This window comes from Hymenobacter sp. PAMC 26628 (assembly GCF_001562275.1).
In the GTDB taxonomy this organism is placed as follows: domain Bacteria; phylum Bacteroidota; class Bacteroidia; order Cytophagales; family Hymenobacteraceae; genus Hymenobacter.
This window is the reverse complement of sequence record NZ_CP014304.1, coordinates 3,246,781-3,266,950: the sequence shown is the minus strand read 5'-3', so window position 1 is coordinate 3,266,950 and position 20,170 is coordinate 3,246,781. Positions and strand designations below refer to the sequence as shown.

At 58.5% G+C, this 20,170-nt stretch carries 23 protein-coding genes; 9 read left to right on the top strand and 14 right to left on the bottom strand.

What is annotated here, in order from left to right; all coding sequences use genetic code 11:
* Nucleotides 1-129 precede the first annotated feature (129 nt).
* Nucleotides 130-975 carry a hypothetical protein gene (locus AXW84_RS25545; RefSeq protein ID WP_068234502.1) on the top strand — a complete coding sequence of 282 codons (846 nt, stop codon included), beginning with the start codon at nucleotides 130-132 and terminating at the stop codon, nucleotides 973-975.
* A 176-nt stretch (nucleotides 976-1,151) separates the two neighbouring features.
* Here AXW84_RS25545 and AXW84_RS14295 read toward each other — a convergent pair whose 3' ends face one another.
* Entirely contained in the window at nucleotides 1,152-2,489 is a 1,338-nt protein-coding gene (locus AXW84_RS14295; protein WP_068234499.1) for a type IX secretion system plug protein, read from the bottom strand.
* 209 nt (nucleotides 2,490-2,698) lie between these two features.
* Here AXW84_RS14295 and AXW84_RS14290 point away from each other — a divergent pair, with 209 nt between their 5' ends.
* Nucleotides 2,699-3,544 (top strand): class I SAM-dependent methyltransferase, encoded by an 846-nt coding sequence (locus AXW84_RS14290; RefSeq protein WP_068234496.1) that lies wholly within the window; start codon nucleotides 2,699-2,701, stop codon nucleotides 3,542-3,544.
* Here the strand turns inward: AXW84_RS14290 and AXW84_RS25020 are convergent.
* Complete coding sequence (locus AXW84_RS25020; protein ID WP_157887033.1) at nucleotides 3,474-3,773, bottom strand: hypothetical protein; 300 nt, start codon at nucleotides 3,771-3,773, stop codon at nucleotides 3,474-3,476. The two genes, AXW84_RS14290 and AXW84_RS25020, sit on opposite strands and share 71 nt — an antisense overlap.
* 334 nt (nucleotides 3,774-4,107) lie before the next feature.
* On the opposite strand from AXW84_RS25020, the gene AXW84_RS14285 reads away from it, so the two are divergent.
* The 5 genes from AXW84_RS14285 to AXW84_RS14270 all read left to right on the top strand — a co-directional run bounded on the left by AXW84_RS14285 (nucleotide 4,108) and on the right by AXW84_RS14270 (nucleotide 7,584).
* On the top strand, nucleotides 4,108-5,007 hold the full coding sequence (locus AXW84_RS14285) for an alpha/beta hydrolase fold domain-containing protein (RefSeq protein WP_068234494.1): 900 nt from the start codon (nucleotides 4,108-4,110) through the stop codon (nucleotides 5,005-5,007).
* Nucleotides 5,008-5,134: 127 nt separating this feature from the next.
* On the top strand, nucleotides 5,135-5,383 hold the full coding sequence (locus AXW84_RS14280) for a hypothetical protein (RefSeq protein ID WP_068234492.1): 249 nt from the start codon (nucleotides 5,135-5,137) through the stop codon (nucleotides 5,381-5,383).
* 48 nt (nucleotides 5,384-5,431) lie between these two features.
* Nucleotides 5,432-5,575, top strand: coding sequence for a hypothetical protein (locus AXW84_RS25015; RefSeq protein WP_157887032.1), 144 nt, complete (start codon nucleotides 5,432-5,434; stop codon nucleotides 5,573-5,575).
* Nucleotides 5,576-5,608: 33 nt separating this feature from the next.
* On the top strand, nucleotides 5,609-6,394 hold the full coding sequence (locus AXW84_RS14275) for an IS5 family transposase (RefSeq protein WP_068234489.1): 786 nt from the start codon (nucleotides 5,609-5,611) through the stop codon (nucleotides 6,392-6,394).
* 149 nt (nucleotides 6,395-6,543) lie between these two features.
* Nucleotides 6,544-7,584 carry a YncE family protein gene (locus tag AXW84_RS14270; RefSeq protein ID WP_068234487.1) on the top strand — a complete coding sequence of 347 codons (1,041 nt, stop codon included), beginning with the start codon at nucleotides 6,544-6,546 and terminating at the stop codon, nucleotides 7,582-7,584.
* A 261-nt stretch (nucleotides 7,585-7,845) separates the two neighbouring features.
* Here the strand turns inward: AXW84_RS14270 and AXW84_RS26550 are convergent, their stop codons facing one another.
* Nucleotides 7,846-8,196 (bottom strand): integrase core domain-containing protein, encoded by a 351-nt coding sequence (locus AXW84_RS26550; protein WP_082773906.1) that lies wholly within the window; start codon nucleotides 8,194-8,196, stop codon nucleotides 7,846-7,848.
* A gap of 13 nt (nucleotides 8,197-8,209) precedes the next feature.
* Here AXW84_RS26550 and AXW84_RS14260 point away from each other — a divergent pair, with 13 nt between their 5' ends.
* The gene (locus tag AXW84_RS14260; RefSeq protein ID WP_068234481.1) at nucleotides 8,210-11,440 is read left to right on the top strand and encodes a WD40/YVTN/BNR-like repeat-containing protein; all 3,231 of its coding nucleotides are present in this window, start codon (nucleotides 8,210-8,212) and stop codon (nucleotides 11,438-11,440) included.
* A 35-nt stretch (nucleotides 11,441-11,475) separates the two neighbouring features.
* Here AXW84_RS14260 and AXW84_RS14255 read toward each other — a convergent pair whose 3' ends face one another.
* The 7 genes from AXW84_RS14255 to AXW84_RS14225 form a co-directional block, all read right to left on the bottom strand.
* The gene (locus tag AXW84_RS14255) at nucleotides 11,476-12,090 is read right to left on the bottom strand and encodes a ferric reductase-like transmembrane domain-containing protein (RefSeq protein WP_068234478.1); all 615 of its coding nucleotides are present in this window, start codon (nucleotides 12,088-12,090) and stop codon (nucleotides 11,476-11,478) included.
* Nucleotides 12,091-12,255: 165 nt separating this feature from the next.
* Nucleotides 12,256-12,885, bottom strand: a complete 630-nt coding sequence (locus AXW84_RS14250; protein ID WP_068234474.1) for an IS630 family transposase — start codon at nucleotides 12,883-12,885, stop codon at nucleotides 12,256-12,258.
* Between the two features lie 373 nt (nucleotides 12,886-13,258).
* Entirely contained in the window at nucleotides 13,259-13,810 is a 552-nt protein-coding gene (locus tag AXW84_RS23385; RefSeq protein ID WP_157887031.1) for a transposase family protein, read from the bottom strand.
* Nucleotides 13,698-14,192 (bottom strand): transposase family protein, encoded by a 495-nt coding sequence (locus AXW84_RS14240; protein WP_157887030.1) that lies wholly within the window; start codon nucleotides 14,190-14,192, stop codon nucleotides 13,698-13,700. The genes AXW84_RS23385 and AXW84_RS14240 overlap by 113 nt, the downstream gene beginning before the upstream one ends.
* 216 nt (nucleotides 14,193-14,408) lie before the next feature.
* Nucleotides 14,409-15,032: an IS3 family transposase gene (locus AXW84_RS14235; RefSeq protein WP_068234464.1), complete on the bottom strand. Its 624-nt coding sequence runs from the start codon at nucleotides 15,030-15,032 to the stop codon at nucleotides 14,409-14,411.
* 48 nt (nucleotides 15,033-15,080) lie between these two features.
* Complete coding sequence (locus AXW84_RS24040) at nucleotides 15,081-15,284, bottom strand: hypothetical protein (protein WP_068234461.1); 204 nt, start codon at nucleotides 15,282-15,284, stop codon at nucleotides 15,081-15,083.
* Entirely contained in the window at nucleotides 15,281-15,565 is a 285-nt protein-coding gene (locus AXW84_RS14225; protein ID WP_068234459.1) for a transposase, read from the bottom strand. The genes AXW84_RS24040 and AXW84_RS14225 overlap by 4 nt, the downstream gene beginning before the upstream one ends.
* Before the next feature lie 217 nt (nucleotides 15,566-15,782).
* On the opposite strand from AXW84_RS14225, the gene AXW84_RS14220 reads away from it, so the two are divergent.
* On the top strand, nucleotides 15,783-16,538 hold the full coding sequence (locus AXW84_RS14220; protein WP_068234454.1) for a glycosyltransferase family 2 protein: 756 nt from the start codon (nucleotides 15,783-15,785) through the stop codon (nucleotides 16,536-16,538).
* Nucleotides 16,539-16,779: 241 nt separating this feature from the next.
* Here AXW84_RS14220 and AXW84_RS24035 read toward each other — a convergent pair whose 3' ends face one another.
* From AXW84_RS24035 to AXW84_RS14205, 4 genes are all read right to left on the bottom strand, one after another.
* Complete coding sequence (locus AXW84_RS24035; RefSeq protein ID WP_082773905.1) at nucleotides 16,780-18,225, bottom strand: glycosyltransferase family 39 protein; 1,446 nt, start codon at nucleotides 18,223-18,225, stop codon at nucleotides 16,780-16,782.
* Nucleotides 18,222-18,611, bottom strand: a complete 390-nt coding sequence (locus AXW84_RS25010) for a hypothetical protein (protein WP_157887028.1) — start codon at nucleotides 18,609-18,611, stop codon at nucleotides 18,222-18,224. The genes AXW84_RS24035 and AXW84_RS25010 overlap by 4 nt, the downstream gene beginning before the upstream one ends.
* A gap of 364 nt (nucleotides 18,612-18,975) precedes the next feature.
* Entirely contained in the window at nucleotides 18,976-19,641 is a 666-nt protein-coding gene (locus AXW84_RS14210) for an IS630 family transposase (RefSeq protein ID WP_082773621.1), read from the bottom strand.
* Nucleotides 19,632-20,099 carry a helix-turn-helix domain-containing protein gene (locus AXW84_RS14205; protein WP_068227630.1) on the bottom strand — a complete coding sequence of 156 codons (468 nt, stop codon included), beginning with the start codon at nucleotides 20,097-20,099 and terminating at the stop codon, nucleotides 19,632-19,634. Before AXW84_RS14205 ends, AXW84_RS14210 begins: the two co-directional genes overlap by 10 nt.
* Nucleotides 20,100-20,170: the final 71 nt, after the last annotated feature.

Here is a 20,170-nt window from a genome sequence, read left to right as displayed (position 1 = left end):
CGGCCGTAGCAGCATTTCCTCCCCAACGTGCCAAAGTAGTGCCAAGGTTGCGCCGCCTTCATTGAGTCTACACCCGGCGGGGGCGGCGCGGGGCGTAAATTTGCGGCGTTCCGCCTTTTTGCCCTGCCCATGACGCCCTTCCGTTCCTTACCCGCCTGCCTCCCAGCCGCGCTGCTGCTCATTGCCTGCGGCCGCCAGCCCCAGGCCGCCAGCCCCAGCCGCTTCGCCGCTGCGCCGCCCACCATCGACGGCCAAACCACCGACTGGGGCCCCGACTCGCTGCACTACGACGCCGAGAGCAAGCTCCAGTACGCGGTGCTCAACGACCAGCGGGCGGTGTACGTGCGCCTGAAAGTGTCGGACCCCATGACGCAGGGGCGGCTGCTGAGCCAGGGCTTTACGGTGTGGCTCGACAGCACGGGGCAAAACCAGCAGCAGTTTGGCGTGCGCTACACGCTGCACCCCGAGCCCGTGGCCAAGCCCGCCCTCGACGCCAACGGCCAACCCGTGGCTGCCGCCCCCATGACCCTCAAGGACCGCCGCGCCCGCCTGGCCCAGGCCCTGGCCGACGTGCACGACATGGAGCTGCTCAACTACAAGGGCAATAAGGAACCCACCTACACCGACACCCAATCGCCGCTCGGCGTGAAGCTTGGCCTGGCCCTCGATGCGCAAGACAACATCGTGTACGAGCTGGCCGTGCCCATGCGCCTACTCTACCGCAAGGTGCCCAGCCTGGCCAGTGGCCAGCGCGCCAAGGTGGGCGTCACGGTGCTCAGCAACCGCATGGCCATGCCCAAAGGCAGCGGTGCCGACGACAACGGCTACGGCGTGGGCGGCAGCAACAGCGGCATGGGCGGCGGCATGGGCGGGCGCGGCGGCATGGGCGGCTACGGCGGCCGGGGCATGCGCGGCGGCTACATGGGGCCCCAGCCCCTTACGCTCAAGGTCAGCGCCCAGCTCAGCGGGCAGTAGGCTGGGAAGATGAAGAAGAAAGCCCGCTAAAGACTGAAGAGTACAATTGAACGGTCATGCAGCGCACAGCGCAGCATCTTTCCCGCAGCAGTAACCATGATTACTGGCGCAGAAAAGATGCTGCGCTGCGCGCTGCATGACCGTTTTATAGTTTTCTGCTCCCCCTGGGGCCCCCGCTACGGCCGGGCGTTAGCATCCACGGCCTGGTAGCCGATGAGCAGGTCGGTGCGGGTGCCGGGCGGGCGGTAGTACACCAGTATATCGTACTGGTTTTCGGTCTCGTAGTGGCTGCCCTCGAAGTAGGTTTCGTCGGCCGTGCCATCGGGGCGGGCCACGGCGTAGCTGTAGTTGTAGTAGCCCTGCTTCAGCAGCACGTGGCCGGTGTACACGTGGGCGGCCTCGTCGTAGGTGAGGCGGTAAGCGTCCTTCAACTGCCAGTCGGTGAGGGCCCCCAGCACGTACACGGGGCCCGGGGCGGGCTGGTCGGCGCGGAGCTGGAAGGTCACGTCGGCGTAGTCGGCGTTGGTGGCGCCGTTGCCGTACTCGCGGCTCTCGAACACGCGGCGGCCGTTGGCGTCGATGTACTGGAAATAGCCCAGGCCGGCGCGGGTGGTTTCGGGCACCAGGGCCACGGCCGTGGGGCGGGCGCGCAGGTCGAGGTGCAGCACGTTCTGGCCCACGGTTTGGATGGAGCGGGTGTCGAAGTAGCGGTACTCGCTCAGGCCCGGAAACGTGTTTTCGTAGTTGAAGTACTGGTAGTCGAGCCGGCGCTCGGCGTCGCGCACAAAGGTGGGGCGCAGGCCGTAGCGGGCGTTGTCCCAGCGGAAGTTTTGGCGCAGCACCACCTGCACCTCGGCGGCAGGGTTCACCAGCTCCACGCCCCCGTAGCTGATGCCGAAGTTGAGCTGCTGGAGCGTGAAGCGCTGGTCGCCGCCCGGCGCCAGGCCCAGCTGCAGGGCCACGGACACCTGGTTTTCGTACACCAGCAGCCGGCGCGAGAGCAGCGGGGCCCCCGCCCCGTCCTGCACCACCCACAGGTAGTTGCCGCTCACCTTCAGGGCTGGGGCCCGCAGCGCGTAGTGAAAAAACGGCACCTTCCCACCGATGCCAATCTTGTAATCAGTAATCAAAAATTCGTTGATGTCGGTCAAAAACTGGTTGTCAATCAGCGTCGAAGGCTGCCAGTTGGCGTCGCAGTACACCAGCCGGGCCAAAAGGCGCGGGGCCTGGTCGCCCAGCACGTCAAACTCCAGCGCCAGGGCCTGGCTCTGGCCCAGCGGCACCACCGGGGGCTGGAAAATGGCCGTGTTGGTGCCCGTGGCCACGTAGCACTGCACGCTCTGCACGAAGTCCGAGTAGGTGGCGTCGGCGTAGCGCAGGGCGGGGGCCGCCGCCGGGGCCCCCGCGCGGGCGCGGTTCACGGTGGTGGGGGCCGTGGAGGTGGAAGTAATGGGCGTGCCCAGCGGCACGCAGGCCGCGGCGAGGAGCAGGAATGGGTAGAACAAGAAGCGCATGGGGCGAAAGTTACGCCTTCGCCACTTGGCCGGGGCCCCAATTCCGGCCTCGTGAAACTTGGGCGCAGTGGCAAAGTAGCAAGATCATCAGTGTTGCTGTTTGTTTAATATATTTACTATTACTAATATATATTCTTCGCTTGCTGCCCGCTATTTGCTGGTTGCGGCCGGTTTACTCAACCCGCACTTGGTGCCAAATACCGCATTTTATGGAAACGCAACTGGAAGACATCCGGCAGCAGCAGCGCGAGTCGTGGAATAAATTCTCGGCCGGTTGGAAGAAGTGGGACGACCTCATGATGGAATTCATGAAGCCGGTAGGGGACGCAATTATCGAGCGGCTGCACCTCCGCAACGACGACCACGTGCTGGACGTGGCCTCGGGCACCGGGGAGCCGGGCCTGGCCATCGCGGCGCAGCTGAAGGGCGGCAAGGTGGTCAGCGTCGACATCGCCGAGCGCATGCTGGCAGTGGCCAGCGAAACCGCCGCCCGGCGCGGCCTCCACAACTTTGAAACCGCACTGGCCGATGCGGGCGAGCTGCCGTTTGCCGACGCTACGTTCGACGCCATCAGCTGCCGCTTTGGGTTCATGTTTTTTCCCGACATGCAGCGCGCCGCCCACGAGATGGTGCGGGTGCTGAAGCCCGGCGGCCGCGTAGCCACAGCGGTCTGGAACGGCCCCGACAAGAACTTCTGGGTCACCGCCGTCATGGGCGTCGTCAACCAAAACATGCAGCTGCCACCACCGCCGCCCGGGGCCCCGGGCATGTTTCGGTGCGCCCAAAGCGGCCTCGTAGCGGACTTGTTCCGGCAGGCCGGCCTGAAAAATGTTTCCGAAATCGAAGTGAACAGCCAGCTGAACAGCGGTACTGCCGAGGTTTATTGGACCGTGATGACGGAAGTAGCCGCCCCGTTCGCGGCCGCGCTCAGCAAAGCCGACGCCGCCATGCGCGACAAAATCAAACGCGAAGTTTTGGCCTTGGTCAAGCAGAAGTACCCTGCCGGTAACGTGGCAATTGCGTCGAGCGCGCTGGTGATTTGCGGCGAGAAATAGGGACCCGGCTCCAAAGCTGGTTGCCGAGCACGTCGAACTCCAAGGCCAGGGCCTGGCTCTGGCCCAGCGGCACCACCGGCGGCTGGAACACGGCCGTGTTGGCGCCATGCTCTGCACGAAGTCCGAGTAGGTGGCGTCGGCGTAGCGCCGCGGCCGGGGCCCCCGCGCGGGCGCGGTTCACGGTGGTGGGGGCCGTGGAGGTGGAGGTGATGGGCGTGCCCAGCGGCACGCAGGCTGCGGCGAGGAGCAGGAATGGGTAGGGGCGAAAGCACGTTCGGCTATATAATGCTGGTCATTAAAGCGTTGTCCGGCTACCACGGCCCAAGGAGCGCAGGCGCAGCAGCCTAATTTGCATCTCTTCCGTGCCAGCCCGCTATCGACAAACGCTACCGATATTCGCACCGTTCGGGGCTGGCCCGGGCACAGGGGCCCAAAGCCACCGAATGCCCGCCCCACGGACCCACCTTCTCCGCCTTGAAAAGCGTGGAACCAACATTTCTTAATTCCTCTTCACCATCGCAAATTTTCCAGCCGTTAGCAACGGTTTAGAAAACATTACCATCATGAATAACAACATTCTCGGTTTTGGTTTATTCGTTTCGCTGGCAGTCAGCTCGTGTTCTGCTAAACTGGTTTCAATAGCTGATAAAACGGACGAACAAATAAAAACCACTTACAAAGTGACTAAGGATGTATCCTATGGTGCTGACAAAGAGCAAGCCATGGACATTTATATGTCAGCTAATGCAAATGAGCTGAAAAATAAAAACTATACTATCGTTTTCCTGCACGGTGGCGGATATTATATAAGCGACAAGTCCAGAGAGGAACGATACATCCAACCCTATTTAAAAAAGGGGTTGAACGTGGTCAATATGAATTACCGCCTGAAGCGGGGAATTCCAATTGCAACGGAAGATTTGACCAATGCCTTAAATTTTTTAAAGGCTAACCGCACTACTTACCAGCTCAATTTAGACCGGGTAATACTTACGGGGTTTTCTGCTGGGGCCCACATTGCCAGCATGGTGGCGGTTACAGCAAATGATCCGGCATACCCCGATAAGTTAGCCGACGGAATCAAGATTGCTGGCGTTATAAACTTTTCGGGCCCCGTCGATGGATTAGACGTTGTGGAAAAGGTTTTTACGAGCAATGAGGTGCCCGTAATGAAGGAGATTGGAATTGCGCTCTTCCCCTCCGCCGATTACGCTTCCAAGGAAACTGTCACCAAGTACGAGCCGATAACCTATTTCGATAAAAACGACCCGCCATTTTTCGTGTGGCACGGCGGCAAGGACGACCAGGTTCCGGCCAGTACGTTCGAAAAATTTGTTGATTTACTAAATCAGGATAAAAGCAAAAACGTGGTACTCTTTCTGCCTGAAGGTCTTCATAGCCCTAGCAAAAGCGAATTAAACGACGCTTACAAAGGAATATTTAGTTTTTTGGATAAGCAATAGAATAAATGTCGTCAATTAATGTCTACGACGGCGTGACAGGCACCATTCCCTACACGTTGTCTGGGCCGATGCGAATAGCAGCACCAAGGTCAATACCGACGCCAAGCTGCTGACGCCCCAAACTAACGTGACGGTCAATAACAATACGTTGGTGGCCAATGGGTACCGCTGCGGCTACGCTGAGCCAGGCCGGGGTATCCTGGTCGACCGCTTTGCTGCGGGTCAGTTCTACAACAACTTGCTGGTGAACAACTATTATGGCATCAGCGGCCAGGCCGATACCAAGAACATCAGCTACGGTAACAACTTCTTCTGCACGGCCAACGACTCGACCCGCAAGTACTTCAACTCGGCCGGCTCCTTCGGTAAGGCATAAATTACCAACATCATCTCGACTTCCAAAACGAGTAATGATCCCCTGTTTGTGAAGCTGGACAGTGACGTGAACTCGGCCACCACCACCAACGACTTTTACCTACAAGCCGGCTCCCCGGCCAAAGGCAGGGGCAACCCGACGTACAACAACATCAGTGCTTATACCAGCGACGGCAAAGGCATCAAACACTAGAGCCTGTTATGAACTTATGACGAAATTAGGGGTATGGCTTACCCCAGCGATGTAAAAGACGACGAATGGACCTTCGTGGCCCCATACCTGTGCCTGATGAGCGAGGACGCGCCGCAACGCGACTACCCCTTGCGCGACGTATTCAACGCCTTGCGCTACCTGGCCCACACGGGCTGCCCGTGGCGCTACCTGCCCGGCGACCTGCCGCCCTGGGCTACGGTGTATCAGCAGTGGACGCGCTGGCGAGATGCCCGCGTGTTCGAGTCTATCGTGCATGATTTGAACGAGTTGCAGCGGCTGCTACTCGGCCGGGCGGCCACACCCTCGGTCGTGGTGCTTGACGGGCGCACGTTGCAAAGCACGCCTGAGAGCGGGCACCGGGCGGGCTGGGACGGGGCCAAGCGGCGCAAGGGCAGCAAGGCGCATATCGCCGTCGATACGCTGGGCCAGCTACTGAGTGTGGTCATCACCCCGGCCAATGAGCAGGAGCGGGCGCAGGTCGGCGAGTTGTGCCGCCAGGTGCAGGAAATCACGGGCCAGACTGTGACCGTAAGCTTTGTCGACCAAGGCTACACAGGCGAGGATGCTGAGTATGCCGCAGCCGTGCACGATATTGACCTGCAAGTGGTTAAGAAGCCCGAAGGCCAAACCGGCTTTGTGCTTTTACCCAAGCGCTGGGTCGTTGAGCGCAGCTTCGCCTGGCTCAGTCGCTTTCGGCGGCTGGGCCGCGACTACGAGCGGCTGAGCGTCAGCTTGCAGCAACTCCATTTCGTCGTCTTCGCCTGCCTCATGCTCGCCCGACACGCCGCAAGTTCATAACAGGCTCTAGACTACCGGTCACCTCATTCTTTTTCAAAGGCCTGTGCACCGCGTGGGCCTTCTTTACAGCGGGTGCAGTGCTTTTCTCCAGCTTCCCCACAGAATTACGCCCCACCTTGGGGCTTCCAATTGCCAATCCAGCTCAACCCATGAAAAACTTGTTGCTCGTTGCACCCCTGGTGTTCACTTTGGGGAGCGGCGTGGCCCTGGCCCAAAAGGCCCCGGCCGCCGCCCCCTACCGCCTGCTTCATACGATTACCGTGGGCGGCGAAGGCGGCTGGGACTACCTTAACGTAGACCCCGCCGGCGAGCGCCTCTACCTCTCGCACGGCACCCAGGTGGAGGTCGTGGACCTGAAGACGCGCCAAGTCATGGGCACCATCCCGAACACACCGGGCGTGCACGGCATCGACGTGGTGCCCAGCGCCAACCGGGGCTACATCACCTGCGGCCGCAACAACACCTGCGTCGCGTTTGACCTGGCCACGCTCAAGCCCATCGGCGCGCCCATCCCCACCGGTCCCAAGCCCGACGCGCTGCTCTACGATGCTTTCTCGAAGCGCATCTTCCTGTTTAGCAACGAGGGCGGCAAGAGCACGGTGCTCAACGCGGCCACCGGCGCCGTGGAGGGCACCGCCGAGCTGGCGGGCGACATCGAGGCCCCGGCCACCGACGGCAAGGGCCACATCTTCGCCAACGTGGAGGACAAGAGCGAGGTCGTCGAGTTCGACGCCAAAACCCTGGCCGTGCGCCTACGCCACAAGCTGGCCCCCGGCGAAGCGCCCACCGGCCTGGGCTACGACCCCAAGGCCAACCGCCTCTTCAGCGCCTGCCACAACGAGAAGCTGGTGGTGACCGACAGCAAAACCGGTAAGCAAATCGCCGTGCTGCCCATCGGCGCCGGCGTCGATGGGGCCGTGTTTGACCCCAGCACCAATAACGTGGTAACTTCCAATGGGGGCTCGGGCACGTTCACGGTCATCCACCAGGACTCGCCCACCAAGTATACCGTGGTGGCCAACATGCCCACCGCCAAAGGCGCCCGCACCATCGCCATCGACCCCAAGTCGCACCACATTTTCACCTGCACCGCCGACTACGGCCCTGCCCCTGCGGCCACGACCGAGAACCCGCGCCCACGCCCCAGCATCGTACCCGGTACCTTTCGGGTGCTGGAGTTTGGGCAGTAGCAATAGCGGTACCACGCAACAAGCCAGCCCGTCAGCGCGAAGCGCTGACGGGCTGGCTTGTTTTCAACGTTCGGGTGTGGCTTACTTCTTAGGAATGGATAGGTCGGAACTGTGCCGTTTCCGAGCCGGCAACGAAGCGATATCTTCCATGACCCGAATTTAACTTAAACAGCTTTTTAGTGAGCCAGCCGTCAGCGTTGGGTTCTTTTAGTGTGCGGCGGTCGAGCGAAAGCGGACTCTTTGAGAACTGAGGTGGTTTAGCTAGGCCGGATAGCGTTGGGCTGTGGTTTGAAGGTGGATTTCGGAGCGTTTGTGGGCCAGGTAGCCAAGGGTAGAATCGCGACGCTGGGCATTGTAATGGGCTACGTGGTGGCTGATTTCGCGCTTGGCTTCTTCCAGACTGAGAAAACAACCACCATCGAGCAGTTCGGCTTTGAAGCAGCGCCAAAACGATTCTGTGCGGGGTGTAATACCTTGCAGGGGCACTGCAAAACAAGTCGCCAAGTGCGCCTCCGGCCCGCGCGCGAATACCCGGCTACAGCAAAACCTCCGAAAAAATACCCAATATCCGTCCGGCTTTGGCGACGTTTTTTTAAAGGGAATACCAACCATTAATTAGTTGCTTATGAAGCTTTCCTTACCGTTTACCATCACGTTTATTAGCCTGCTGCTGACGCTGCTCGCGCCGGCGGCCCACGCGCAGTCCGGCCCGAAAGCCAGGCAACGGGCCGCCAGCGCCCCGACTGCCGTCTATGACTCTGTGCTCTACAACGGGCTGCGGTGGCGCTCCATTGGGCCGTACCGGGGCGGGCGCGCCGGCACCGTGACGGGGGTGCCCGGCAACCCCAACCTCTACTACATGGGCTCGGCGGGGAGCGGGGTGTGGCGCACCACCGACGGCGGCGGCACCTGGGCCAACATCACCGATAAGTATTTCGGCGGCTCGATTGGCGCGGTGGCGGTCAGCGAGTCAGACCCCAACGTGATTTACGCGGGCGAGGGCGAGCAGACCGTGCGGGGCAATGTGTCGTCGGGCTTCGGGGTGTGGAAGTCGCAGGATGCGGGCAAAACGTGGCGCAACATGGGGCTTGCTGACTCGCGCCACATTGGCCGCATTCGCATTCACCCCAAAAGTCCAGATATCGTGTACGTGGCGGCCATGGGCAACCTGTACGTGCCCAGCGAGATGCGCGGCGTGTACCGCAGCAAAGACGGCGGCCAGCACTGGGAGCGGGTGCTGTTTGCCAACGCCGATGCCGGCGCCGTAGACCTGATACTGGACCCTTCGAACCCGCGCATCCTGTATGCCAGCACCTGGAACGTGCGGCGCACGCCCTACAGCTTCTCGTCGGGCGGGCCGGGCTCGGGCCTCTGGAAAAGCACGGATGGGGGCGATACCTGGACCGATATCTCGCGGGCTGAGGGCTTGCCCGCGGGTACGCTGGGCATCATCGGCGTGGCCGTTTCCCCGGTGAATTCGCAGCGCGTGTGGGCGCTGATGGAGGCGGAAAAAGGCGGCCTCTTCCGCTCCGAGGATGGCGGCCTGCATTGGACCAAGCTCACCGACGACCGCAACCTGCGCCAGCGCGCCTGGTACTACACCCGCATTTACGCCGACCCCAAAGATGCCGATGTGCTGTATGTGATGAACGTGTCGTATCACAAAAGCAAGGACGGTGGGCGCACCTTCACGGCCAGCAACGCGCCGCACGGCGACCACCACGACCTTTGGATTGCTCCTGACAACCCCAGCCGCCTGGCTATTGCCGACGACGGCGGTGCCCAAATCAGCACCGATGGTGGCCTGAACTGGACGACGTACGGCAACCAGCCCACTGGCCAGTTCTACCGCGTGGTGACCGACAACCACTTTCCCTACCGCATCTACGGGGCGCAGCAGGACAACTCTGCGGTGCGCATTGCGCACCGTTCGGGCGACAGCACCATCGGCGAGCGGGATTGGGCAAGTACGGCGGGCGGCGAAAGTGCCCACATAGCCGTGGACCCGCTCAACCCCGACATCGTGTACGGCGGCAGCTACGACGGCTTTCTATCACGCATCAACCACGCCACCGAGCAGGAGCGGATGGTGAACGTGTGGCCCGACAACCCGATGGGCCACGGCGCCGAGGGCATGAAATACCGTTTTCAGTGGAATTTCCCGCTGCTGTTTTCCCCCAACGACCCCAAGCGCCTGTACGCGGGCTCCAACCACCTGCACGTGACCACCAACGAAGGTCAGTCGTGGGAAGTCATCAGCCCCGACCTGACGCGCAACGACCCGAAAACGCTGGGCCCCTCGGGCGGGCCAATTACCAAGGACAACACGGCGGTGGAGTACTACGGGACCATCTTCGCCATTGCCGAGTCGCCGGCCGAGGCGGGCGTCATCTGGACGGGCTCGGATGACGGGCTGATTCACGTGACCCGCGACAATGGCAAAACCTGGACGAAGGTGATGCCCAAAGGCCTGCCCGAATGGATTCAGGTTAACAGCATCGACGCGCACCCTACCCGCAAGGGCACGGCCTACGTGGCGGCCACCATGTACAAGTCCGGCGATTTTCGGCCCTACCTCTACAAAACTGCCGATTACGGCAAAACGTGGACGAAAATCACCGCGGGCATCCCGGATACGCACTTTACCCGCGTGGTGCGCGCCGACCCCAAGCGCCCCGGCCTGCTCTATGCCGGCACCGAGTACGGCATGTACATCTCCTTCAACGACGGGGCGCTGTGGCAGCCCTTCCAACTCAACCTACCCCCGGTGTCCATCACCGACCTTACGATCAAAAACGACAACCTGATTGCCGCCACCCAGGGCCGGGGCTTCTGGCTGCTCGACGACATCACGCCCCTGCACCAGCTAAGCGCAACGGTGGCAGCCAGCAAGTACCACCTCTACACGCCCACGCCGAGCTATAAGATGGCGGGCAGCAGCACGCCCGACCTCCCCAAAACCGCTGGCCAGAACCACCCGCCTGGCGTGATGCTGTACTATTACCTGGCGCAGAAGCTGGACTCTACCAGCACGGTGAAGCTGGAGATTCTGGATTCCGGCGGCAAGCTCATTCGCAGCTTTGCCAATACCGACAAGGACTTGCGAGATAAGAACTTGACCAAGGAAGAAAAGGCTAAGGCCAAAAAAGAGCTGGTGCCCACCAGAAAGGGCGTCAATCGCTTTGATTGGGACCTGAGCTACCCCGACGCCAGCCGCTTTGAGGGAATCATTCTGTGGGGCGGCGGCACCCAGGGGCCCAAGGCCCTGCCCGGCACCTACCGGGCGCGCCTGACCGTGAACCAGGAAACCCCGCAGGAAACGGCCTTCGTGGTGCTGCCCGACCCGCGCGCCAAGGCCACGCCGCAGGACCTGCAGGCCCAGTTTGATTTCCTGCAGGAGGTGCAGCAGAAGCTCACCCAAACCCACGATGCCATCCGCGACATCCGCACCATCCGCGGGCAAATCAAGACCATTACCGCACCCCTCAAAGGCCAGGCGAATGCCCAGGGCGTGATAGAATCGGCCGGGACTATTGACAAGAAGCTGACCGAGGTAGAAGAGGCGCTCTACCAAACCAAAAACAAGAGCGACCAGGACCCGCTGAACTTCCCCATTCAGCTGAACAACAAGCTGGCCAACCTGGCCAGCCAGGTGAGCGTCGGCGACTTCCGGCCAACCGAGCAGGCAGTGGCCTTCAAAAAAGAAGTGCTGGAGCAGATAGACCGGCAGCTCAGCGAGTTCAGACTGCTAAAGGAGCAGGATATCCCCGCACTCAACAAGCTTATTCGCGATAAGCAGGTGGATGCCATTACGCTGCCCAAGCCCGCCCCGCCAATGTCACCAAGCAGTATCTAAAACTTCGTTTCCCTTGAAGAAGCCCAGGCCTACTCTCAGGCCTGGGCTTTTTTGGTTTGGCCAGCCAGGCGCTTGGTATTGGCTACCTGGTAGCGTACGCGGTACCAGGTGGCCACCAGCAGCAATAGCGCACAGCCCTCGCTGAGCACCTTCTCCGCGTCGAAGAAATCCACGGGCCGGTCTTTCAACAGCGGGTCCATTACCACGCCGTGTACCACAAAAAGGAGCGCCGTGCCGTAGGAGAGCAGGTGCAGGTTCTTCCAGGCTCGAAAGCTCATGCGCTTTCGGACGGCTTTTTGGGAGGTTAGCACGACCAGCAACAGGGCATAAAAGGCCACGGCACCCGCTGCTGCAAAGAGTGGCTGGTGCGGCGCCCGTACCGGAAACAAGACATCGAATAGGGTGAATTTGGAAGTTTTGTCGGCCACCAGTAACAAGGGATGAACAAAGGCCAGCACCAGGGCCCCATAGGCCGTCCAGTTGTGCACGTCGAATAGAGAAATTCGCTGGACTACTGCGGGCAGCTTTTTCCAGTACCACGCCTTTCGGTAGGCCGTACTCAGCAGCATGCCGAGCAAGAAGTTAAGGGTAAGCGCTACGGCCGCGACCAAGCCGGCGGCTGATGACACATCCAGCAAGGAGACGTTCATAGGAATAAATTTTGGTAAGAACCGAAAACTACACCAGTAAAGGGGGTAGCGCGCAGTTTCCCCGAACTACCACACGGACTCAGTTGGATGCCACCCTATTAGTTCAGTGAGGCGGTCTAAGTCAAGCGGATAGTTAATAGGCCTGTTCCTAGAGCGGTTCCCAAGTCATTGTACATGATATCCGCAATGGTCAAACCAATTTTTGGCATCCTGTTGACTTATCCACTCGGTTGCCGCTTGGATGGTGGCTTCTAATGCCTCGCGGGTGCGAGCCTGGGCCGTGCGCAGCCAGGTTTTGAGTTTGCTGAAGGCGAGTTCGATGGGATTAAAATCGGGCGAATAGGGCGGCAGATACAGCAGGCGGGCACCCCGTGCGGCGACGATTTCGGCCAACCCGGCCACTTTGTGGGCGGGCAGGTTGTCGAGCACGACCACGTCGGCCGGCACCAGGGTGGGGCCGAGCACGTGGTGAAGATAGGCCGCGAACACGTCGCCGTTGACGGCTCCGCTCACGGCTCCGCTCACCGTCATGGCCGCTTGCAACCCGTTCGGGGTCAGGGCGGCGACCAACGTCACGTTCGGCCCGCCATGCAGCGGCACCCCTTGCCCAACGCGCTGCCCGCCTGCGGCGCGGGCGTAGCGGCGGCAATAGGTGAGATTGGTACTGGTCTCGTCCACAAACTTAAAACACGTAAAATCTTCTTCCTGCACCGCTTCGACAAAAGCCCCGCGCAAGGCCCTCACCCGTTCGGTGTCGCGCTCGGCGGCGTGGAGGCTCTTTTTTTTCGCCGCCAATCCAGCGCTTGCACGGCCCGCCCCAGCGCGGATTGGCTCATGGCCGGCCCGCCGACCGCCGCCAGCCAGACCCGCAGCTCGTCTAAGGTGGCATCCGGGGTTTGGCGCAAGCAGGCCCTTAGTTGGGCCAAGGCCGGACCATCCAGGCGCGGAGCTGGCCCCCGGCCCGGCGGCAATGCTGCCGCGCTGCCATGCGTACGGTGGCGGCGCAAGAGCTTTGCCACAAAGGAGAGCGAAACGCGAAACTGGCCGGCCACCGCCGCTTGCTTTCCCCCAGCCTGGCAGGCTGCCACGACGCGCTCGCGTAAATCAAGCGAATATGCTTTCATGACCGAAACTAAACCAAAACGTGTACAATAACTTGGGAACCGCTCTAAATAGCCTTTTTCTTTTTGGTCAGATGCCAATTCCAGATGCCACAAGCCAAGACCACCACCCGGTCGTTGCAGGCCAGGGACTTGTTGCGGTAGGCCTGCGTGACGCAGCCCAAGCGTTTGGCCCCGCTGATGGCGTGTTCCACCTTGACGCGGCGGCGCGCGTGGGCGCGGTTGTCAGCGCGTTGGGTACCGGTCAACGCCGCAGCCGGTGCCTTTTTGCTGCGCCGGGGCTTGCGGTGGGGCAAACTCTGCGCGGCCACGTCGTAGTCGCGGACCAGGCCCAGGTAGCCCAGATCGGCCAGCCAGGTGAACAGATCCACCAGGCCCGGGTTGAGGTCCAGCTCGTTTTTGAGCAGTTGGTAGTCGTGGGTGGCCCCGCAGGTAGTCGGCCCCAGGGAATGAATGTAGCGGGCCGGGTCAGCGATGAGCGTGTTTTTACGCGAGGGCCTTTTTTTTACCAGAGTAGTCAGCCGGCCGGTCCACGGCGGCCTGCGCCCGGCGGTAGGGGCGTTCGGTGGCGTCGCGCAGCAGGACGGGCACGTCGGCAAATACCGCCTGCATCTGGGCCAGCGAGTCGATGGCCCGCGCCGGTAGCACACCCAGCGCCCGCAAGGTGCGCTCGAGGGCCTTGGCCAGGCGATGGGCGCGTACGCACGCTTTGGAGCGCGACAAGCCAAAAGTGGCCCCGAGCACGTCGAAGGCGGGGTAGGTTTTCAGGTAAAACAGCAGAAACAATAATTTCTGCTCCGGGCTGATCAGCAGACCTTTGCGACCACCACCAGCCCGGCGTTGGCGGGGCTGCTCCACCGAAAAGCGCGCATCGGCTTCGGCTTGGCAGCCCGCCGCGAACGGCTCGGCCAAGGCGCAAAAAGTGGCCAAATCCAGTCCCGTCAGCGCCCGCATTTGCCGGTCATCCGTAATGGTATTCACATCGAGCATCCCCAAAAATACTATTTGGGAACAAGTCTAAAAACTGAGGTGGTCGGGTAGAAATGGACACGGGGAAGGTAACTGAGGTGGTCTTAGTTGAGCAGGAGAGAATTAGGTGATATTGGCAAGTTGGTGTTGGTGAAAGAGATAAGGCTTTAAATAGTCGATGCTGGAGTGGCGGTGTACGCTGAGGTGGTCTAGTTGAGCAGGAGAGAATTAGGTGATATTGGCAAGTTTCTGTTGGTGAAAGAGATAAGGCTTTAAATAGCCGATGCTGGAGTGGCGGCGCTTGTGATTGTAGTAGTCAAAATAGCCGGCCACGCTGGCTTGCGCATCGGCCAGGTCCGTGAAAACAGGCCAGTCGCGAAGTTCAAGCAGTTCCGTTTTGAGGCGGGACCAGAGGCTCTCAGCTTGCGCATTGTCGTAACACTCGCTGCGGCGGCTGTGCGAGCGCTGGGCTTTGGCGTTGCGCAGCAGCGTTTTATAAGTGTTGCCCACGTACTGCCCACCCCGGTCAGAGTGGACAATCAGGCCGGGGGCGGGCCGTTGCGCGAGCAGTGCTCGCTGCAAAGCGGTGGTCACCAGGGCTTCGGGCATGTCAGCCCGCACCTGCCAGCCCACGACCTGCTTGGTGCACACGTCCTGAAAGGCGCAGCAGTACACCCACTGCCCGTTAGCCAGGGGCAGGTAAGTGATGTCGCTGACCCACACCTGGTTGGCCTGGGTGGGCTTGGGCTGGTCAAGCAGCAGGTTGGGGGCGCAGCGCTTGCCGTGGGTCGAATCCGTCGTGCGTGGCGTGAAGCCCTTGGGCTGCAAAGCCTTGCGGCCATGGCGCCGCATTGCCGTGCGTAGGGCCTGTCGCCCCACACGGTGGCCTGACTCGCGCAGTTAGACTTGTAGCCGGCGGGTGCCGTAGCGCCGCTGGTGGTCATCAAACACGTCGCGCATCGCCGTTTCCCAGGCGGGCTCCGCCTTCACTATGGCACGCTGGCACCAGGCGTAGTAGCGGCTGGGCACGACGTGCAAGACCTGGCAAAGCAGCTGCACGGGATAGTAAAGTCGTTGCTGGTCAATAAACTGCAACTGGCTCACGGGGTTGGGGGATGCGAGAAGATAGCAATGGCTTTTTTTAAAATCTCCAGTTCCTGCGCGAGCCGTTTGTTGGCTTGCCGCAGGGCCCGCACCTCGGCGGCCTCCGCTGGGTCGGCGGGTAAGGGCTGCTGGGCCGCTTTCTGCCACTGATACAGTAGCTTGGCGTTGAGGTTCAGGGCGCGGGCGGCGGCAAGAGTTGAGCGGCTTTCGCTGGCCAGGCGCAGGGCTTCGGCCCGAAAGGCCGCATCATAGCGCGGTCGTTTGGAGGAGGCTTTTTCCATGGGTTCGGGAAATTAGCACTCAATTCTCTCCTATTTCACTCGACCACCTCAGCCTTCTTCAACCGACTCCCTAAGTTTGGGCAAGACCTCGCGTCCCTACTTACCCGCAAATTTCATATTCTCGACGCGCAATCCTCTTCGCGACGAGTATAACACCGTCTAGGCGGTTGGTGGCTGGGCAGGCTGCATACTGAGATTATTGTGGCAATTAAGGCTTATGTTTGCTAAACAAAAGCCGCAATTTATTTTGGTTAAGTTCGACACCCTTTCCATCATCATCCCGGTCTATAACGAAGCCCGCACTATCCATCAAATTTTGGATTTGTTACGTGAGTTGAAATTGTTAAATGGGATTACCAAGGAGATAATTCTAGTTAACGACTGTTCAACGGATGCCTCGGCTGACACGATTCGAGCTTACGCGAGCCGCTACCCCGAACTGAATCTGCGCCTGCTTGAGCACGTCGTCAACCAAGGCAAGGGGGCTGCACTACACACTGGCATTCGGGAGGCCACCGGCGACTACGTCATCATCCAAGACGCCGATTTGGAATATGACCCTGAGGAATATAACCTGCTGATAAAACCTATTCTCAAAGGCTTTGCTGATGTAGTATTTGGCTCGCGCTTCATGGGTGGCAAACCGCACCGCATCCTGTTTTTCTGGCACAGCATAGGCAACCAGATTCTTACGCTCCTGTCCAATATGTCCACGGACCTCAACCTAACGGATATGGAGACGTGTTATAAGCTCTTCCGCCGTGACCTCATTCAGGGCCTAAAGCTGGAGGAAAATCGCTTCGGCTTCGAACCCGAAGTCACGGCAAAAATAGCTCGCGTAAAAGACATACGCATTTACGAAGTCGGCATTAGCTACTATGGCCGTACCTATGCTGAGGGGAAGAAAATCGGCTGGCGCGATGGCTTCCGGGCCATTTATTGTATTTTAAAATACGGCATTTTTGGCGCGTAATTAGCATCGACTGTTTCTAGTTGTGACTGGCATGTTGGTCTAAGCCTTGGCTTGGGCAGAAGCACGGCGCCGGTGGCCGCTTGGTGCTACAAGCTTTATGCGCATTTTGGCCTTCATTGACCTCGCTACAACCGTCCTATAGCTGCGCGACGGTTAATACTTTCTAGTCAGGAGCAGGAAGGATAAAAACAAGAACTAGCTATTTTTTGAAATTTTTTATCCTGTAATAGGCAGTTCTCGATTAATCCTTACAGTGCAATACTAATTTTTCCTTCTTTTTCGGTTGCAAAATATGGGTAGGGGAGGCAACTACCATAAAATAGCTAAACAACATGCTTGGGTATAGTTGGAGCAGAAGCCGATTTAAGGACGTATCCAGGTGCCAAGTCAAGTCAACTGGCGTAACGATGTACACAAAAAAATAACCAAGTAGGGTGATTGCAATAACTAGTGAATTAGCTATTGTACTCTTTTCTTGTACGCTGTATGTGCCAAACATTAGGGCGTAAGTAATTAGCAGAATGGCTGGGCTCTCTATCCATCCGCCAAAACTCAGGCCGGTGAGTATAAAACGACGGATGACGAGGTAATACCTGCTAGGAGAGGCCAGTTTATGAAATGTAGAGAGATTCTGGCCGCTTACTAAATCGTTTGCAGGCGTAAAATGCACCTTAAAATAAAGTAACACGAGTAATATCGGGGCCAACCCCATGACAAAATAGCCAATTGATTTGCTGCCCATCTTCCAGTCCCCCTTATAAGCTATTACCAAACGGCTTAAAACAGCCGCTATAACAAATAATAACCCTTCATTCTTGGTCCAAGCAGCAAGTCCGCCCATGATGCCTGCCAACATATAGAGAAATTTACTTCTTTCCTTAGCTTGTTCCGCAAAAGTCAGTAGTATAATTACGGATAAATAGAAAAAGGCGAGAGGCACATCGGCATATTGTGAAGCAGCATGGTCAATAAAAAAAGGAGTACTTAGTAAAGCTAGGCCAGCCAAGTATCCTTGTATTTTATCTCTCAACATTGTTAACGAAGCAGTTAATAGCCCCACGATTGCCAATGCAAATAACCCCGCCACGCAAATAGGAACATATACCGTTTCGTGCTGCAAGTAAAGCCAAGTTCGTGATACGAAACTGGGCAATAACAAAGGATAGTCCAGATGTGAATAATTAAGTATGGCAGAAAAGATTTTTGGCCAATCATTCATGCTGCGATAAAGGAATCGTGCTTTCAGGTTCCAGATAGCCCAAGCATCCCAGTCGCCATTTGGTTTAGCTAGAGCACTCAAAATAAAACTTAACAGTGCGTTGCCTAAAGAGAATATAAAAAGGAAAGAAGCAATTATAAGCACCGGTAGCTTAACCGGGTCGCCTACTCCGGGCGCATCGGGTTTGTCAGCGGTAAGCGATAGGGGGAGGGGCGGTTTTTTTAGTAAATAAGAAAATATAATAGCACTGATTAAAAACACAAGTTCAACAGCCATTACCGCCCAAAGAGAATGGCTGATAGGCAGTAACAAAAAGTACAGCAAAGAGCAGATGCCCATACCTAAGCCCATACCCAGACTGCATTTTAAGATACCAGCCCCTACTCCTTGTGATTTGAAGCAGGCATTGGAAATGTTAAAACCAATGAGAAAAGGCGGAAGAAATGCTAGTATAAATCTAAATGTCATTTTCTTTTTATTAGTAGAAAGCCATTTTTAAAATCTTTTAACACAATCCAATCATTTCGTTCGGCATACAGAGGGTTATCGTGATGCTGTAGTGTGCCGGAAATCGGAAAATTTGCCAATACAGTATCCGGAAGCGGCTTCTCTTGCAACAGGTGGGGAGCCATTGCATACTGTGAAATAAGGACGGTACCCTGAGATAATAACATGCCCTTATCCTGGATGTATCCTATTGTGCTATTAGGAGGTAGTAGATATTTGACACTTGTCAATTTTTTTTCATTTATAGAGATAAAGTCTTGTTGCTCGATAGACGAAGAACTACTAAAGAAAGTTATTTTGGTGCGATTAAGTATCCGCAATTGCTGTAAAGCAATGCAGAAAAGCATCAAGCATATAAATAGGTGCAGCCTCTTGCTAGAATTTAGTTGCATAATGAATGATGTCAAAAAAATCAGGCAGATATTTATATTATTTTTGGATAGGCTAAATATACACCTTTGTGAAAATAATAAACAATAATACAAAAAAATTAAATAGTACGCCATTAGCCAGCACCATCAGAGCCACGTAGAGTAGGATGCAGTCCCAAATACTAGGTTGAGAAGCGCCTGGTTGATAGTGTTGGCCGTTTCCTGCAAGTCATTAGTCTTGCCGGCAAAGTCGGTGCGCACGTGGTGCCAGATATAGGGATCCGGGAAGCTGGCAGAGTTAGGCGAGGCGTAGAAACGCTTTTGAACTAGTAGGTCAAATCTAGCCGGTTGTCGGGTACAACCGTTTGAGTTTGATGCGGGCCTTCTCGGTTGTAAACTGCCAGTTGGTGGGTGCCCCCAGTTGGTTGCGCGCTAGTTGCCAAGCGTAGCAGTGCGCTTCCAGCGTCGGCCGGTCGGGCACGCGCTGCGGCAGGCCGTGGGTGAGCAGGGCGGCAAACTCGATTTCAGCCATGTTGAGCCACGAGCCATGCTTGGGGGTGAACACAAATTCCACGCGCTGCAACAGGGCGTGCGCCCGTACCGGGTCAAAAATCTCGTAAAAAGCGGCGGGCTGGTGCGCCGACAAATTGTCGAGCACCAGCGTCACGCGCGTCGCTTGGGCGTAGTCCTCCTCCAGCAGGCGGGCTACCGCCCGGGCAAACGTGAGTCGGTCATGGCGGTCTTCGACCTGCACCCGGCGGCGACCGGCCAGCGGCTCGTGCAGCATATACACCTGGGCCACGCCCTGGCGGTGGTACTCGCAGTCGTAGCGGGTGCTGCCATCGGGCAGCGGGAGTGGCACGCGGCTTTCGCGTAGTAATTGCTTGGGCGACTCATCCAGGCACACGACTGGCTGGGCTGGGTCGTACGGGCGTTGGTAGACGTCAAGCACCCGTTCCATGGCGCAGACGAAGGCCGCGTTCTGAGCGGGTGGAATCACCCACATCTGTCGCTTCCAGGGCTGTAACGCATTTTTTTTAGTACCCGCCCCACCATCGCCGGGCTGGCCTCGGGCAGCACCTGCAGCGTGACCAGGTGAGCGGCCAACAAGCGCAATGTCCAGTGGGCGTACCCTTCGGGCGGGGTGGAGCAGGCCGCCGCGGCCAGGTGCGCCTCCACCTCCCCGGTGTACTTACTGGCCGGCCACTGCTGGCGGGGCTGCCCCAGCAGGGCGGCCTCCACGCCCGCCTCGCAGGCGCGTTGGCGCAGGCGCTCCAGGGTGCGCGTACTCACGCCGTAGGCTTGGCTAGTCTGGGTGTCGCTCCAGTTCAAGCCGTTTGTAGCTACGGCCAACAGGCACTGAGCCCGCACAAGCCGGGCGCTGGCCACGCGCCGCTGCTGCACGAGTTCCGTTAGCGAGGCCTGTTCTTCGGCCCTCAGCGCTAAGACATAATACTTCGCCATTTGTCAGGTCATTTTACCCGACAAGATACTAGATTTATCCTACTAGTGCTGTGTCAAACGAATTAGGCAAC